Source organism: Leisingera sp. McT4-56 (genome assembly GCF_020514995.1).
In the GTDB taxonomy this organism is placed as follows: Bacteria; Pseudomonadota; Alphaproteobacteria; order Rhodobacterales; family Rhodobacteraceae; genus Leisingera; species Leisingera aquaemixtae_A.
Genome location: NZ_JAJALF010000012.1, coordinates 39,966 through 54,578 on the forward strand (window position 1 = coordinate 39,966; position 14,613 = coordinate 54,578).

The 14,613-nt window shown below is 66.6% G+C and carries 16 protein-coding genes; 8 read left to right on the forward strand and 8 right to left on the reverse strand.

What is annotated here, in order from left to right; translation table 11 throughout:
* Positions 1-15 precede the first annotated feature (15 nt).
* Genes LHL23_RS14170 through LHL23_RS14185 form a run of 4 tightly spaced genes read left to right on the forward strand, consistent with a single transcriptional unit; the run spans position 16 to position 3,769 of the window.
* Positions 16-888, forward strand: a complete 873-nt coding sequence (locus LHL23_RS14170; protein ID WP_226430347.1) for a carbohydrate ABC transporter permease — start codon at positions 16-18, stop codon at positions 886-888.
* Positions 881-1,780, forward strand: a complete 900-nt coding sequence (locus LHL23_RS14175; RefSeq protein WP_226430348.1) for a carbohydrate ABC transporter permease — start codon at positions 881-883, stop codon at positions 1,778-1,780. The genes LHL23_RS14170 and LHL23_RS14175 overlap by 8 nt, the downstream gene beginning before the upstream one ends.
* Before the next feature lie 4 nt (positions 1,781-1,784).
* The gene (locus tag LHL23_RS14180) at positions 1,785-2,882 is read left to right on the forward strand and encodes an ABC transporter ATP-binding protein (protein WP_226430349.1); all 1,098 of its coding nucleotides are present in this window, start codon (positions 1,785-1,787) and stop codon (positions 2,880-2,882) included.
* Positions 2,879-3,769 carry a glucokinase gene (locus LHL23_RS14185; protein ID WP_226430350.1) on the forward strand — a complete coding sequence of 297 codons (891 nt, stop codon included), beginning with the start codon at positions 2,879-2,881 and terminating at the stop codon, positions 3,767-3,769. Before LHL23_RS14180 ends, LHL23_RS14185 begins: the two co-directional genes overlap by 4 nt.
* Positions 3,770-3,894: 125 nt before the next feature.
* Here the strand turns inward: LHL23_RS14185 and LHL23_RS14190 are convergent, their stop codons facing one another.
* From LHL23_RS14190 to pqqA, 6 genes are all read right to left on the reverse strand, one after another.
* Complete coding sequence (locus LHL23_RS14190; protein ID WP_226430351.1) at positions 3,895-4,233, reverse strand: BON domain-containing protein; 339 nt, start codon at positions 4,231-4,233, stop codon at positions 3,895-3,897.
* A gap of 197 nt (positions 4,234-4,430) precedes the next feature.
* A complete protein-coding gene (gene pqqE / locus LHL23_RS14195) occupies positions 4,431-5,516 on the reverse strand; it encodes a pyrroloquinoline quinone biosynthesis protein PqqE (protein WP_226430352.1) in 1,086 nt (361 codons plus the stop codon).
* Positions 5,513-5,800 (reverse strand): pyrroloquinoline quinone biosynthesis peptide chaperone PqqD, encoded by a 288-nt coding sequence (gene pqqD / locus LHL23_RS14200; protein ID WP_226430353.1) that lies wholly within the window; start codon positions 5,798-5,800, stop codon positions 5,513-5,515. The genes pqqE and pqqD overlap by 4 nt, the downstream gene beginning before the upstream one ends.
* Entirely contained in the window at positions 5,797-6,549 is a 753-nt protein-coding gene (pqqC, locus tag LHL23_RS14205) for a pyrroloquinoline-quinone synthase PqqC (protein WP_413229477.1), read from the reverse strand. The genes pqqD and pqqC overlap by 4 nt, the downstream gene beginning before the upstream one ends.
* Positions 6,546-7,430: a pyrroloquinoline quinone biosynthesis protein PqqB gene (gene pqqB, locus LHL23_RS14210; protein WP_226430354.1), complete on the reverse strand. Its 885-nt coding sequence runs from the start codon at positions 7,428-7,430 to the stop codon at positions 6,546-6,548. Before pqqB ends, pqqC begins: the two co-directional genes overlap by 4 nt.
* A gap of 21 nt (positions 7,431-7,451) precedes the next feature.
* Positions 7,452-7,559 (reverse strand): pyrroloquinoline quinone precursor peptide PqqA, encoded by a 108-nt coding sequence (gene pqqA, locus LHL23_RS14215; protein ID WP_027236494.1) that lies wholly within the window; start codon positions 7,557-7,559, stop codon positions 7,452-7,454.
* 150 nt (positions 7,560-7,709) lie between these two features.
* Between pqqA and LHL23_RS14220 the strand changes: the two genes are divergently transcribed.
* Both LHL23_RS14220 and LHL23_RS14225 read left to right on the forward strand, forming a co-directional pair.
* Positions 7,710-9,794 (forward strand): 4Fe-4S binding protein, encoded by a 2,085-nt coding sequence (locus LHL23_RS14220; RefSeq protein ID WP_226430355.1) that lies wholly within the window; start codon positions 7,710-7,712, stop codon positions 9,792-9,794.
* On the forward strand, positions 9,791-10,693 hold the full coding sequence (locus tag LHL23_RS14225) for an FAD:protein FMN transferase (protein WP_226430356.1): 903 nt from the start codon (positions 9,791-9,793) through the stop codon (positions 10,691-10,693). The genes LHL23_RS14220 and LHL23_RS14225 overlap by 4 nt, the downstream gene beginning before the upstream one ends.
* A gap of 6 nt (positions 10,694-10,699) precedes the next feature.
* Here LHL23_RS14225 and LHL23_RS14230 read toward each other — a convergent pair whose 3' ends face one another.
* Together LHL23_RS14230 and pedF are read right to left on the reverse strand one after the other, a co-directional pair.
* Positions 10,700-11,602, reverse strand: a complete 903-nt coding sequence (locus LHL23_RS14230; RefSeq protein WP_226430357.1) for a substrate-binding periplasmic protein — start codon at positions 11,600-11,602, stop codon at positions 10,700-10,702.
* Positions 11,603-11,620: 18 nt separating this feature from the next.
* Positions 11,621-12,298 carry a cytochrome c-550 PedF gene (pedF, locus tag LHL23_RS14235; RefSeq protein WP_174148719.1) on the reverse strand — a complete coding sequence of 226 codons (678 nt, stop codon included), beginning with the start codon at positions 12,296-12,298 and terminating at the stop codon, positions 11,621-11,623.
* A 170-nt stretch (positions 12,299-12,468) separates the two neighbouring features.
* Between pedF and LHL23_RS14240 the strand changes: the two genes are divergently transcribed.
* Together LHL23_RS14240 and LHL23_RS14245 are read left to right on the forward strand one after the other, a co-directional pair.
* Positions 12,469-13,632, forward strand: a complete 1,164-nt coding sequence (locus LHL23_RS14240; RefSeq protein ID WP_226430418.1) for an ABC transporter substrate-binding protein — start codon at positions 12,469-12,471, stop codon at positions 13,630-13,632.
* Positions 13,629-14,606 (forward strand): YVTN family beta-propeller repeat protein, encoded by a 978-nt coding sequence (locus LHL23_RS14245; protein WP_226430358.1) that lies wholly within the window; start codon positions 13,629-13,631, stop codon positions 14,604-14,606. Before LHL23_RS14240 ends, LHL23_RS14245 begins: the two co-directional genes overlap by 4 nt.
* Positions 14,607-14,613: the final 7 nt, after the last annotated feature.

Genomic DNA, 14,613 nt, shown 5'->3' on the forward strand with positions numbered 1-14,613 from the left:
TCAAGGGCCGTTACCATGACTGAATGGCTTGAACGTCATATTCCGAAGATGGTGCTGGCACCGTCCTTCGCCGCGGTGCTGGTGTTTGTCTACGGCTTCATTGCCTGGACCGCCTGGGTATCGCTGACCCGCTCCCGCCTGCTGCCGAAATACGAAATCGATGGGCTGATCCAGTACGAACGCCTGTTCAACGCGCCGCGCTGGGACACCGCGATGTCGAACCTGTTTGTATTCGGCACCCTGTTCATCCTGATTTCGATGTTCCTCGGCCTGATGCTGGCAATCCTGCTGGACCAGAAGATCCGCACCGAGGGCGTCCTGCGCACCATTTACCTCTACCCGATGGCGCTGTCGCTGATCGTGACCGGCACCGCCTGGAAGTGGATCATGAACCCCGGCCTGGGGCTGGAGGCCATGGTGCGCGGCTGGGGGTTCGAAAGCTTCACCTTCGACTGGGTGATCAACCCGGACAAGGCGATCTATGCAGTTGTCATTGCCGGTGTCTGGCAGGCGTCCGGCTTTGTGATGGCGCTGTTTCTTGCGGGCTTGCGCGGGGTCGATGGCGAAATCATCAAGGCCGCGCAGGTCGACGGCATCCCGACGTGGCGGATCTATACCGCGATCATCATCCCCTCGATGGCGCCGATCTTCCTGTCTGCCTTCATCGTGCTGGCGCATCTGGCGATCAAAAGCTTCGACCTGGTGATTGCACTGACCGGCGGCGGTCCCGGCTATGCCACCGATCTGCCCGCCACCTACATGTACACGATGGCGTTTTCGCGCGGCGACATCGGCCAGGCAGCAAGCTCTGCCATGGTGATGATGGCCGTGGTTTTCGCGATCATCGTTCCGTATCTCTACTCTGAACTGAGGGCCAAACATGACTGATGTGACGCTTGCCCCCGCCACCGAAGCCAGCAGCCGCAACTGGAGCCACTTTGCCCTGCGCTGGACGCTGTTCACCCTGTTGGGCCTGTTTGCCCTGTTCTACCTGATGCCGCTGTTCGTGATGATCACCACCTCGCTGAAAAGCCTGGAGGAAATCCACACCGGCAGCCTGATCGCCTTCCCGCGCGAGGTGACATTCGACGCCTGGCGCACCGCCTGGTCGGAGGCCTGCACCGGCATCCAATGCGAGGGCCTGCGGCCGTTTTTCTGGAACTCCGTGGTGATCGCGGTGCCGGCGGTGGCAATCTCCACCATGCTGGGCGCGGCCAATGGCTATGTGATTGCGCAGTGGCGGTTCCGCGGCGCCAACCTGATCTTCTCGCTGATGCTGTTCGGCTGCTTCATCCCGTTCCAGGTGGTTCTGCTGCCGATGGCACGGATGCTGGGACTGATGGGGCTGGCGGGCAGCATTCCGGGGCTGATCTTTGTCCATGTGATCTATGGCATCGGCTTCACCACGCTGTTCTTCCGCAACTTCTATGTCACCATCCCGCAGGATCTGGTGAAGGCGGCCAAGGTGGACGGCGCGGGGTTCTTCCGGATCTTCTGGTCGATCTTCCTGCCGCTCAGCCTGCCGATCATCGTCGTCACCGTCATCTGGCAATTCACCCAGATCTGGAACGACTTCCTGTTCGGCGTCTCCTTCAGCCAGGCGGGCACCCAGCCGGTGACCGTGGCTTTGAACAATATCGTCAACTCGACCACCGGCGTGAAGGAATACAACGTCGACATGGCCGCCGCGATCATCGCCGCGCTGCCGACGCTGGTGGTCTATGCCGTTGCCGGCAAATACTTCATCCGCGGCCTGACCGCCGGATCCGTAAAGGGGTAAATCCATGGCACCTATTCTGGACATCACCAACCTGCGCAAGAACTACGGCGCAACCGAGATCCTGAAGGACATCAACGTCAGCATCGAGCCAGGCGACTTCCTGGTGCTGGTCGGCCCCTCCGGCTGCGGCAAGTCCACGCTGCTCAATTGCATCGCTGGACTGGAGCCGATCTCCAGCGGGCAGATCGAGATTGGCGGGCGCGACATGACCCGTGTCAGCCCCAAGGACCGCGACATCGCCATGGTGTTCCAGTCCTATGCGCTTTACCCGACGATGACGGTGGCCAAGAACATCACCTTCGGCATGAAGGTGCGCGGCGCCGATGCCGCGACGCAAGAGCGCAAGCTGAAGGAGGTCGCGGCGCTGCTGCAGATCGAGGCGCTGCTGGACCGCCGCCCCGGCCAGCTGTCCGGCGGCCAGCGGCAGCGGGTGGCAATGGGCCGGGCGCTGGTGCGCGACCCCAAGCTGTTCCTGTTCGACGAGCCGCTGTCGAACCTGGATGCCAAGCTACGGGTCGAGATGCGGACCGAGATCAAGAAACTGCACCACAACCTCGGCGCCACCATGGTCTATGTCACCCACGACCAGATTGAAGCGATGACGCTCGCAACCAAGATCGTGGTGATGAAAGGCGGCGTGGTGCAGCAGATCGGCACGCCCGCTGAGATCTACAACAAGCCCGCCAACCTGTTTGTCGCCGACTTCATGGGCAGCCCGGCGATGAACCTGATCCCCGCCCGGGCGCAGCCGAACGGCGAGGGCACAAGGATCGAGATGGACTGCGGCGGCAGCGCCCCGATCGTGCTGAAGGATAGCCGCGCCACCGGCCTGCCGCAGGACGTAATCCTGGGCGTGCGCCCAGAAGACATCGCCGAGGCGGGCTTTCGCGCGGGCGAGGGCGTGCAGGAGGCCGCCTGCCTCATCGACATGGTGGAGCCTGCAGGCGCGGATACCTATGTGGTCTCCAACCTTGGCGGCAAGCAGGTCACCGCACGTCTGCACGCCGAAACCCGGGCGCAGCCGGGGCAGATGCTGGACCTGGCCTTTGACCTGTCCAAGGTCTCCTATTTCTCGCCCGCAACCGGCGAGCGTCTGAATTGACCCGGTTGCGGCTGGCCGCCGATGTTGGCGGCACCAATACGCGGCTGGGGCTGGCGCAGGGCGGCGTGCTGTTGGCGGACACGGTGCAAAGCTTCCGCAACGATACCTTTCGGGGCTTTGCAGAGGTTATGGACCAGTATCTGCAGGGCGCCGCCCCTGGCGGCGTGGCGGAGGTCACCATTGCCATCGCCGGGCCTGTTACCGGCAGCACCGCGCGGCTGACCAACCGGGACTGGCACTTTGACGCAGCTGAGTTGTCACAGCATCTGCGCGGCGCACGCGTGCATCTGCTCAACGACCTCGCAGCCCTTGGGCAGGCCTGCCCGCATCTTGGGGCAGACTGCCTCGATACGGTGATCGCCCCCGCAGACAGTGCGGGTGGACACGGCCAGCGGCTGGTGGTGGGCATCGGCACCGGTTTCAACCTGTCGCCTGTGCTGCACGCAGGCGGGCAGATTCACTGCCTCAACGTGGAATACGGCCATGTCAGCCTGCCGCTGGACGTGGCGGAGCATCTGCGCCGCCGGACCGGCGATGCCGCGGCAGAATTCCCGACGGTGGAGCATCTGTTTTCCGGCCGCGGCCATGCGGCGGTGCGGGCGCAGTTTACGGAGGATGCGGCAGGCACGCGGGCCTTTCAAACGTTTTACGCGGAACTGCTGGCGCTTCTGGCACGCAATCTTGTGCTGGCCTTCCTTCCTGCGCGAGGCGTGTACTTCGCCGGCGCAGTGGCCCGCAGCCTGCTGGCCTCCCCGGCGCGGCAGGTGTTTGCGGAGCTGTTCCAGCAGCCGTTTGCGCTGGATGCCCGGATTGCTGCGCCAGTGCACGTCATTCTGGATGATGCCGCTGCCTTGAAAGGCTGCGCCGCCCTCAGCTGGCAGGACTGAAGCCCGGCTTAGCCAGATTTATTAACATAATCTGTATTACTAGTGCCTTGTCAGCGACACCTCTAAAAAGCCCGCCGGCAGCCGTGCGCGACCGGCGGGTACAGGGGCTGAACAAAGACGCAGTGTCAGTCTGAACCAGCCGCGGCTTCCTGTGTGCCGTGGCGTTGCACTCTCAAATTGTTCTGCACATGCGCGACCGCAGAAACCGCTTCTGCGCAATCTTCCGCGCGGCGTTTGGCCTCGAGCGAGCCGACGAAGCCGTCGAGGGTGACTTCCCGTTCGGCAACCGAAACCTCGATGTCGGAGGCATCCAGCCAGTGAGCGTCGGACAGCCGGTCATTGACGTCCTCCTGTACCCGCTCGTCGGAGCGCTGGTAGTTGCGCGGGCCCTTGCCGCGGTGGCTTTGGCGGCGGCGCTGTCTGCGGCTGTTCCCTGCTGAATCTCTCCCTGCCGCGGTCCTCACGATAGCGGTCCATCGCGTGTATCTCCCTGACTCACTGGTTAACATCGCAGCCCGGCGCGCACCGGGCGGGTCCATGCCCAATCCTGCGCGCGGCCGCCACAGTGCCGCAATAAACTGGTTAAAGGGAGCCGAAAAAGCTTGCGGCAGCAGCGGCCGGTCGGCCGCTTCCCGCTTGCGGGCAGCCGGTGCCGGTTTCCTCAGCCAACGGCACGCCGGTAGACAAAGCCGCCGCCGTCGCCGGTGCCGCCCGCCTCAAGCAGGTCAAGCACGGCCTGGTGCCGGGGCGACTTGCGGCACACGGGGTCGGCTGCGCTTGCGTCCCCGGCCAGAGCCAGCGCCTGGCAGCGGCAGCCGCCGAAATCACTTTCCTTGCGGTCGCAGCTGCGGCAAGGCTGCGGCAGCCAATCTGTGCCCCTATAGGCATTGAATGCCGCGCCCTCGTACCAGATCGCCGCCAGCGGTTTGCTGCGGACGTTGTCAAAGTCCAGGTGCGGGATGGTCTGGGCCGCGTGGCAGGGCAGCACGGTGCCGCCCGGCGCGATGTTCAGCCCGGCCGTGCCCCAGCCGCCCATGCAGGCCTTGGGATAATCCGCATAATAGTCCGGCGGCACGAAGTCGAAGGCCAGCGCACCGCGCAGCCGCTGCTCTGCCTCTGTGACGATGCGTTTAGCGGCCTCTGCCTGCGCGCGCGTCGGCAGCAGCTGGGCCCGGTTGCGGGACGCCCAGCCGTGGAACTGCACGCAGGCCACTTCGAGCCGCCGGGCGCCCATTTCGACAGCCATTTCGATGGTGCGTTCCAGATCGTCCAGATTGTGCCGGTGCATAACGGCGTTCAGCGTCAGGGGAATTCCCCGCGCCTTGATCTCCGCCGCGATCTTCATCTTGCGGTCAAACCCGCCCTTGTAGCCGCCGATCCAATCGGCAAGCCCCGCGCTGGTGCCCTGCAGGGACAGCTGGATATGGTCCAGCCCCGCTGCCTCCAGCGCATCCAGCCGCCTGGGCGTCAGGCCGATACCGCTGGTGATCAGATTGGTATACAGGCCGCAGCCCTGCGCTGCCGCGGTGAGCTCTGCCAGGTCCGGGCGCGCGGCGGGCTCGCCGCCGGACAGGTGCAATTGCAGCACTCCCAGCTCCGCAGCCTGGCGGAAGGTATCCGCCCATTCGCCGGTTGCCATCTCCGCCTCGCGGCCCAGCAGGTCCTGCGGGTTGGAGCAATAGGGGCAGGCCAGCGGGCAGCGGTGCGTCAGCTCGGCCAGCATCGCGATGGGCGGAGGCACGGTCATGGCCGCACCGCCAGATACATCCGCGCCCGCAGGCCAGCCAGAAAGCGCTGCACATCCCCGGCGATCTGCTCTGCCGGCGCATCGTAGGCTGCCGCCAGACCGGCAACAATGTCCTCGAACGATCTGCTGCCATCTACCAGCGACAGGATCGCCTCGCCTATGGCGTCCAGCGCAATGGCCTTTTCCGGGCACAGCAGCACCGCGCCGCCCCGCACCTTGTCCGCTGCCAGGCGCACGCCGCGCGGCAGAAAGGGGCGGTCGGAGGGGGCCAGCGCCAGCGTCATGCCAATCCCTCCCCCGGCTGCCATGCGCCCGGCGGGATCCGCCCCGGCTCCACATAGGCGCCCCAAAGCGCATCCAGCTGCGCCCACAGAACGTCGGTCTTGAAGATCAGCGCTGCGCAGGCGGCGTCTTCTTTTTCAGGGGTGTCTGCGTTTTCCAGCACCCAGGCCAGGCCGAATTTCACATCCTTCGGCGCTTCGGTCAGCCGTTTGCGGAAATAGGACAGGCTGGCGGTGTTGGCAAAGTCGTAGTGCTGCAGCAGGCCTTCGATCCGCTGTTCGTGGATGGCAGGCGCAAACAGTTCCGTCAGCGACGAGGCCACCGCTTGCAGCAGCGGCATGTCGCGCACATAGCGGATATAGGCATCGACAGCGAACCGGGTGGCCGGCAGGACCCCGCGGCCGGAGGCCACGTAATCCGGGTCAAGCCCGACCGCTTCGGCCAGCCGCAGCCAGCGGCGGATGCCGCCGCCCTCGCTGATGCCGCCGTCATGGTCCTCGATCCGGCTGCGCCAGGCCCTGCGCATGGCGGGATCGGCGCAACGGGACAGAAAGGCCGCATCCTTCATCGGGATCGCCGCCTGGTAGGCCCAGCGGTTGATTACCCAGGCGCGGACCTGGTCAGGGGAGCATTCGCCGCCGTGCAGCTTGTGATGGAACGGATGTTTGTCGTGGTAACGGGCGGCGCCGATGGCGCGCAGACGGGCCTCCAGGGGCTCGCTCGCAGACATGTCCCGGGTGTGTGCATTCATAGCGCGATCTCCATTCCATCTTCTGCAATTGTCCACCCGGCGGCCAGCACCTGCGCGCGCTCGGCGCTGCCGGGCTGCCAGACGGGGTTGGTGTTGTTGATGTGAATGAACGTCTTGGCGGCATCCACGGCCTGCAAACCGGCGATCGAGCCCTCGGGGCCGCTGATGGAGATATGCCCCATCCGCTGGCCGGTCTTGCTGCCCGTCCCGCTCTGGATCATCTCCTCGTCGTGCCAGAGCGTTCCGTCAAAGAAGATCTGATCGGCATCCGACAGCATCTCCAGCAGGCCGCCCGACACACCGGAGCAGCCGGGGATGTAATAGGCGGTTTTCGCACCGTCGCTCAGCCGGACGCCGACCGTCTGTTCCCCCATCACATCCGTCTGCACCTGCCCGTCTTCCATGAACAGCGGCACCTTGCCCGGCACCGGGAAAACCGTTGCCTGCAGCCCCGGAAGCAGCTCGAAACCCTCACTCAGCCGCACCGGACGGCGGCCGACAGCCGCCGGAAGCGCGTTGAACACCGGGTTCGCCGCCAGCAACTCCAGCAGCCCGGCCGTGGCGAACAGGCTGAAGGGCGACTGTTCCCGCAAGGACAGCAGACCCGCGATGTGGTCAATGTCGCCATTGGTCAGCAGAACCGCGCGCAGTGGGCTGTGGCGCAGCGATTGCGGGTGCATGGACGGGCAGTTCTGCAGCTGAACACGGATGTCAGGAGAGGTGTTCAGAACCGCCCAGTTCTGCCCGTCCAGTGTCACGGCTAGCGAGGACTGGGTGGCGGAAGCGATCCTGCCGAGACGCGCGTCCCGGCAGTTCCGGCAGCCGCAATTCCATTGCGGCAGGCCGCCGCCCGCTGCCGCACCAAGAACCAGAAACCGCATGGCCGTTTTCCTGTTTCGCGATCAGAACAGATCGGGTTCGTATTCGCGGCCCTCGTCCTCGGACGGGGAGTACATGTTGATTTCCATGCCGCAGTTGATTTCTTTCAGTTTCGGGGCAGACCAGGCCATTTCATCCTCCTTTGCTGGCTCTAATCCCGTCAGCCTAGCCCCCCGTCCCCGGCCCCGGTATTGGCCTTTGGTCGTAGGGACAGGGTCATTGCGCGGCCTCAGACTTTGGTCCAATGGCACGCTGGCGCGGCCCCCGGCAAACTTCCGAACATGCGCGCGCTCCTATCCATACTTCTGATTCAGGCCTGGCTGCTCGCGGCTGGCGCGCTGTCAGCGTCGCCCTTGCCGCGTGAGGAGATCAGCGCCCTGATCATGCCGCCGTTCTCCCTGGGGGAGCCGGTGAACGGCAAGGGCGTCTACACGCTGCTGAACTCCGGCGGCGCGGAGGCAGGCTATGCCTTTGAAACCGAACCCCTGGCCCCCCTGCCCGGGTTTTCCGGGGCGCCGGTCAACCTGCTGGTGCTCATGGATCTGGACGGCAAATTTCTGGATGTCCGGCTGATCAGCCATAACGAGCCGGTTTTTGTCTCCGGGCTTGGCCCCGCCCCGTTCCACAGGTTCTTCGAGCAGTACCCTGGCCTGTCGGTCTTTTCGGCGATCACCGTCGGCACCCCCTACGGAGAGACCGGTTCCGGCTCATCCCTGGTCTATCTCGACGGGGTCAGCAAGGCGACCGCGTCAGTACGGATCGCGCATGACTCGGTGATGGCGGCAGCGCTGGCGGTCGCGCGCGAGAAGATGCACGGCGTCATCACCACGCCCCCGGCCCGGCCTGACCCGGACCACAGCGAGCCGCTGGACTGGGCGGCCTTGGCGGATCAGGGACTGGCCGCCCGCGCCACCGTCTCCAACGCGGAGGTTGATGCGGCCTTTGCCGGCACCCTGTGGGCGGATGACGATCCGGAGGCGCAGCAGCACCCTGAGGCGCCCTATCTGGATCTCTGGATTGTCGACCTCGGCCCGCCGTCAATTGCGCAGGCGGTCCTCTCTCGCGACGGTTACAACGAGCTGCAGGATTTCCTGTCGATCTCCCCCGATGATGAGCCGCTGTTGCTGGTCGAGACCGGCCGCCACGGGCTGGTCAGCCCGGATTTCATCCGCAACACCGCGCCGGACCGGGTGTTTGCCACCCAGAACGGCCTGCCGGTGGCGCTGCGGGACAGCGACCTGCTGGTGGATCTGTCGCCGGATCTGCCCAACCCCTTGCACGAAGGCACGGCGATGATCCTGCGGGCCGACCGCCGCCTCGGCTTTGACCCGGCGCGGGAGTGGACCCTGCACGCCCAGGCGGTGCGCGCGCACGGCATGTTCCAGCCCGAGACAGGCACCGTGGAATTTCCTGTCACGCACCGGACCCCCGAACGGTTTTTCCTGCGTGATGAGGCCCCGGCGCCGGTGCCGCCCTGGCTGGAGGCGCTGCGCAGCCGCAGCACCGACCTGATCCTGCTGGCGCTGCTGCTGACCACGCTGACCGCCGCGCTGCTGCTGGGCCAAGGCCGGATCGCCGCCCGCAAGACACTGACACCGCTGCGGCTCGCAGTGCTGGCAGCTGTCACCCTGTTTGCCGGCTGGTGGGGGCAGGGCCAGCTGTCCATCGTCACAGTGCTGGGCGTTTTGCGCGCCGCGGCCGAGGGTGGCAGCTTTGCCTTTCTTGCCTATGACCCGTTTTCGCTGCTGCTCTGGGGCTTTGCCATCCTCGGGCTTTTCCTGTGGGGGCGGGCCCTGTTCTGCGGTTGGCTGTGCCCGTTCGGCGCGCTGCAGGAATTCGCGCACCATCTTGGCCGCAGGCTGGGTCTGCCGCGGACCGCCCTTCCGCCTGCCTGGGACGGGCGGCTCAGATACCTCAAGTACGGGGTGCTGGCCGGGCTGGTATCGCTGGTTTTCCTGGCGCCGGAACATGTGGACACCGCGGCCGAGGTCGAACCCTTCAAGACCGCGATCACCACCTACTTCCTGCGCGAGTGGTATTTCACTGCCTATGCGGTCTTCTGGCTGGCGGCGGGTCTGGTGCTGTTCAAGCCCTTTTGCCGCTATCTGTGCCCGCTGGGCGCGGCCATGGCGGCTGGCGGGCTGCTGCGGCAGCGCAACTGGATTGCCCGGCGCGCCGCCTGCGGCAGCCCCTGCCAGCTGTGCCGGGTGAAATGCGCCTATGGCGCGATCGGGCCATCCGGCGCGGTCCGGTATGACGAATGCTTCGGCTGCCTCGACTGCGTGTCGATCCACGACGATCCGGCCCGCTGCGTGCCGCTGATCCTGGCGGCGCGCCGGAAACTGCATCTGGAGGCCGCGGAATGAGCGCACAACTGACCCGCCGCCGGTTCCTGGCAATCTCTGCCGCCGCGCTTGGCGCCGCGGCGCCGGCGGCGCGGGCCGCACCCGTTACCTGGTACGGGTTTGCCCTCGGCGCGGAGGCGCGCCTGACCATCTACGCGCCGCCGCGCCTGGCAGACCGGGCAATTGCTGCCGCGCTGTCGCAGCTGCGGCAGGCCGAACAGCTGTTCAGCCTTTATGATCCGGCGTCTGCCCTGTCCCGGCTGAACCGGACCGGAGTTCTGAAAAACCCGCCGCCGCCGTTTTTGTATCTGGCCCGGCTCTGCACCCAGGTGCACTCTGCAACGGCAGGCGTATTCGACCCCACAGTGCAGCCGCTGTGGCAGGCCCTTGCGCGCGGAGACGGCATCAGCAGGGCTGCCCGCCTCACCGGCTGGCACAAGCTGTCCGTGACAGAACAGGCGATCCGGCTGGCACCGGGCCAGGCGCTGACCTTCAATGGCATTGCCCAGGGCTTTGCCACCGACATGGTCCGCGCAGCACTTAACCGCCTGGGGCTGGAGCGGGTTCTGGTCAATGCCGGGGAGTTTGCGGCCCTTGGCGGCCCGTTCCGTATCGGCCTGGCCGACCCGGAACGCGGCGTCTTTGCCGCCCGCAGCCTGACCGGCGGCGCCATCGCCACCTCCAGCCCCGGCGCCCTTCAGCTGCACGGCGCGGCGCATATCCTGCACCCTGCTCTCGACCGCTGGCCGCAGTGGGCCACCGTCAGCACCGAGGCCGCCAGCGCCGCACTGGCGGATGCGGCCTCCACCGCCTTCTGCCTGATGAATGAAGAGGAAATCACCGCCGCGCTGGCGCGCCTTCCGGGCGGCGCCAGTGCCACGCTGCTGGCGCGGGATGGCAGCGTGAAAACACTGGGGTAGACAGGATCAGCGCAGCTCCGGCGGCCGGTGGCTCAGGCCGTGGGCCGCAAAGATGGCGGCAATACGGCTGTCCTGCAGCGCGGCGGCAATGGCGTCCTCCACCGCATAAGCAAGCGGTCGATAGGAAAAATGAACCGCCACACCGGCGGTCCAGGTGCCTGCGGAAAACCCTGGCAACGGCGGCGTGTGGACGGCTGTCTGCGCGGTCAGCCCGGCCTCCAGCTGCGCCAGCGGCCCCATCGCCGCCTTGGTCTCGGCCCGGTCCAGGCCCGCCATGGCCGCTGCCGCTGTCGGATAGCGGCGGATATTGGCGCTCAGCTGGCCGCCGGGAAAGGACGAAAGGTAAAAATCGGCAATCGAGTCGTTCTCCACCGCGACGCTGTCGAAGCGGAAATAGGCCGGCACCGGCGGGTCTTCGGGATAGGCGTCCCGGCGGTAGGCGATGGCCACCTCCTCGACATGGTACTGGCCGGTGAACACCACCTGTTCGACCCGGCAGGCAAATTCGCTGTCATAGGGCACATGCAGCATGACGTTGGCCACGCTGCCGCCCACGACCGGCCCCTTCCAGATCCAGTTGCGCAGGTCCGCATCCAGCGTCTCGCCCGCCGCAACCAGCGTGAACCGGGCCTCGGCCCCCAGCTCCGCCGCAATCAGCCGGGCCAGGTCGATGTCGGCGCCTTTGATGCGGCCCGCCTCCTGATAGGACCAGGGGGGAAAATCCTCATAGGCCGCAAAGGTGATGAAACCGCGTTCGAGGATAGTCTCAAGATCCTGACCGACGATATCGCGCGAGGCGTTCTGCGGCTTGGGCTGCGGCACATGATCCGCACAGCGGGCCTGCCCCGCCTGCGCCCAGCCGCAGGCCAGCGCGGCAATCGCAAGAAGCCCGGCCAGCTGCTGTCTCATATGCCGCGCCCCTCCGTGTCAGTGCGCCGCCGAAAGGCCGACGGTCAGGGCCTCCGCGGCACCGGCGAAGTCCGGCTGCGCGCCGCCGATCAGGCTGGCCGCCCGGTAGGCCGCGCTGTCGGCTACCGGCGCGCCGGACCCGGTTTCAACCGCTTGCGCAATCTGCGACAGCTCCGCCTGCAGCGCCGCCGCATCTCCGCCGCTGCCGCCGGCCAGGGCGGCCAGCTCATCGCGGATTTCCAGCAGCCGGCCGGTGGCCTCGTCCAGCGCGCCGTCATCGGGCCGGGTTTCCAAATAGGTGCGGATGGCCCAGGCGGCCTTCTGGCCCAGCAGTTCCCCGAAAGCGGGCATCTTGGTTATGCCGTTCTGGGTGTAGCCGGTGCGGAACCGTTCCACGAACCATTCGTCGCCCATTTCCTCTGCCTCCAGGTAGCGCAGATCGGGGGCCAGCCCGCCGGAGACGCCGCCGAGCCCGTGGCAGCGGGCGCAGTTCTGGTTGTAGCCGCTGCCGCCGATGTCGATCGCCGCCTGCCAGACTTCCGCCTCCTGGCCGCGATAGGGGTTTTCGGTCAGCCATTCCTCGCCCACTTCGGGCAGGGCATCGGTATTCACAGGCTGCGGCGCGACGTCTCCGTGGGCCTGCGCCGTTGTGGCAAGAGCCGCGAGCCCGAGGGCCGCAAGAGGCAATTTGAACATGAGTTCCTCCCGTAAGTTTGAGCTTGCCGCAACCATAGCCAGCCCAGGCCTTGCCCCGATACGCGACTTAAGTCGGCCTCCGGCCCCGGCGGCCTACGACCTTGGTCCAATGGCCGCGGGGCTGCGGGCGGCAGTACGCTCGGCCCATGCAGCCAGAACCGGGTACCCCGATGCGCTTTCTGATCACACTCCTGATGGCCCTCTGCCCCGCCGCCTTTGCCGCGGCCGCCGGGCTCGAGGTGCCGGTCATCTACCTGAAACAGCAGGAGCAGCAGCCCCCCACCCTCTCCAATCTCGACCCGCCGCCTGCGGACCTGGGCGAGACCGGCGCCCGGCTGGGGCTGGCGGACAACCGGACCACCGGCAGCTTCCTTGGCCACAGCTACAGCCTGGAGACAGTGGCAGTGCCGCCTGGCGGCGATTTTGCCGCTGCGGCGCGGGCGGCGCTGGCACGCAGCGCGCTGCTGATCCTGGATGCGCCCAAACCGGCGCTGCTGGCCGCCGCCGCCCTGCCGGAGGCGCAGGAGGCGCTGCTGTTCAACACCGCCAGCCCGGACACCAGCCTGCGCAGCGGCGACTGCCGCCGCAACCTGTTGCACACCCTGCCCTCGGACCTAATGCGCAGCGATGCGCTGATGCAGTTTGCGCTGTCCAAGCGCTGGACCGGGCTGGCGCTGATCGCCGGCAAGAACCCGCAGGACCAGGCCTTTGCCGGTGCCATGCGCCAGAGCGCCGCCAAGTTCGGGCTGGAAATCGCCGCCGAACGGACCTGGGACTATGGCGCCGACATGCGCCGCAACGCCGCCCAGGAGGTGCCGCTCATGTCACAGGGCCTGGGCCGCCACGATCTGCTGCTGGTCGCCGATGAGCTGCAGGATTTCGCCCGCTACCTGCCCTACAACACCTGGCTGCCGCGGCCGGTCGCCGGATCCGAGGGCCTGGTCCCCGCCGCCTGGGCGCCGGTGGTCGAGCAATGGGGCGCCGCGCAGCTGCAGTCGCGGTTCCAGGAGCTTGCCGGACGCAAGATGCTGGCGCGGGATTACGCCGCCTGGGCCGCGGTACGCAGCATCGGCGAGGCGGTGACCCGCACTGGCTCGGACGACGCGGGCGTCCTGCGCCGCTACCTGCTGTCGGACGCATTCGAGCTGGCCGGCTTCAAGGGCCGCCCGCTCAGCTACCGCAGTTGGAACGGCCAGCTGCGCCAACCGATCCCGCTTGCCACTCCCCGCGCGCTGGCGGCGCAGGCGCCCCTGCCCGGCTTCCTGCACCAGCACAGCGAACTCGACACTCTGGGCCTTGATGCGCCCGAAAGCCGCTGCGGAGCCTTCCAATGACATTTGCTGCAAAATCCCTTGCCGCCCTCGCCCTCTCGGCGCTGCTGGCCCCGGCGGCGCCCCTAGGCGCCGCGGAAATCTGGGTGACCAATGAAAAGGACGACACCATCAGCGTGATCGACATCGCCACGCTTGAGGTGGTCCGCACCATCGCAACGGGGGAGCGGCCGCGCGGCATCACCTTCTCCAAGGATTTCTCGCGGGTCTATGTCTGCGCCTCCGACAGTGACACGGTTCAGGTTCTGGATGCCGCCACCGGCAAGATCCTGCACGACCTGCCTTCCGGCGAGGATCCCGAGCAATTCGTGCTGCATCCCAACGACCGGCATCTCTACATCGCCAACGAGGACGACGCCGTGACCACGGTGGTGGACACGGAAACCCGCAAGGTGGTTGCTCAGATCAATGTCGGGATCGAGCCCGAGGGCATGGCGGTCTCGCCCGATGGCCAGATCGCCATCACCACCTCCGAGACCACCAACATGGCACATTGGATCGACACGCAGACGCAACAGCTGTTTGCCAACACCCTGGTCGACGCCCGCCCCCGTCACGCTGAATTCACCGCCGGCGGCAGCGCGCTGTGGGTCTCCTCCGAGATCGGCGGCACCATCACCGTCTTCGACACCGCCACTCAGGCCGAGACCGGCAAAATAACCTTTGATGTCAAGGGCGTGCATCCCGACCGGGTGCAGCCGGTGGGGTTTGCCTTCACCAATGATGAACAGACCGCCTTTGTGGCGCTGGGGCCGTCCAACCATGTGGCGGTGGTCAATACCCAGTCGCTCGAGGTGGAGGATTACATCCTGGTCGGCCGCCGGGTCTGGCACATGGCGTTTTCGCCCGACAAGTCGCTGCTGTTCACTACCAACGGCGTGTCCGGCGATGTCACCGTGATCGACACCGCCAAGCGCCAGGCGCTGAAGTCGATCAAGGTCGGCCGTTTTCCCTGGGGCGCGGCGCTGCGCCCCTGAGACCTGC

Bases quoted from the DNA above. Each gene is read 5' to 3' on its own strand.
- LHL23_RS14225 (WP_226430356.1), top strand. From the start codon at position 9,791: ATGAGCGCACAACTGACCCGCCGCCGGTTCCTGGCAATCTCTGCCGCC.
- LHL23_RS14170 (WP_226430347.1), top strand. From the start codon at position 16: ATGACTGAATGGCTTGAACGTCATATTCCGAAGATGGTGCTGGCACCG.
- LHL23_RS14240 (WP_226430418.1), top strand. From the start codon at position 12,469: ATGCGCTTTCTGATCACACTCCTGATGGCCCTCTGCCCCGCCGCCTTT.
- pqqB (WP_226430354.1), bottom strand. From the start codon at position 7,430: ATGCGGTTTCTGGTTCTTGGTGCGGCAGCGGGCGGCGGCCTGCCGCAA.
- pqqE (WP_226430352.1), bottom strand. From the start codon at position 5,516: ATGACCGTGCCTCCGCCCATCGCGATGCTGGCCGAGCTGACGCACCGC.
- LHL23_RS14180 (WP_226430349.1), top strand. From the start codon at position 1,785: ATGGCACCTATTCTGGACATCACCAACCTGCGCAAGAACTACGGCGCA.
- LHL23_RS14175 (WP_226430348.1), top strand. From the start codon at position 881: ATGACTGATGTGACGCTTGCCCCCGCCACCGAAGCCAGCAGCCGCAAC.
- pqqD (WP_226430353.1), bottom strand. From the start codon at position 5,800: ATGACGCTGGCGCTGGCCCCCTCCGACCGCCCCTTTCTGCCGCGCGGC.
- pqqC (WP_413229477.1), bottom strand. From the start codon at position 6,549: ATGAATGCACACACCCGGGACATGTCTGCGAGCGAGCCCCTGGAGGCC.
- LHL23_RS14220 (WP_226430355.1), top strand. From the start codon at position 7,710: ATGCGCGCGCTCCTATCCATACTTCTGATTCAGGCCTGGCTGCTCGCG.
- LHL23_RS14245 (WP_226430358.1), top strand. From the start codon at position 13,629: ATGACATTTGCTGCAAAATCCCTTGCCGCCCTCGCCCTCTCGGCGCTG.
- LHL23_RS14230 (WP_226430357.1), bottom strand. From the start codon at position 11,602: ATGAGACAGCAGCTGGCCGGGCTTCTTGCGATTGCCGCGCTGGCCTGC.
- pedF (WP_174148719.1), bottom strand. From the start codon at position 12,298: ATGTTCAAATTGCCTCTTGCGGCCCTCGGGCTCGCGGCTCTTGCCACA.
- pqqA (WP_027236494.1), bottom strand. From the start codon at position 7,559: ATGGCCTGGTCTGCCCCGAAACTGAAAGAAATCAACTGCGGCATGGAA.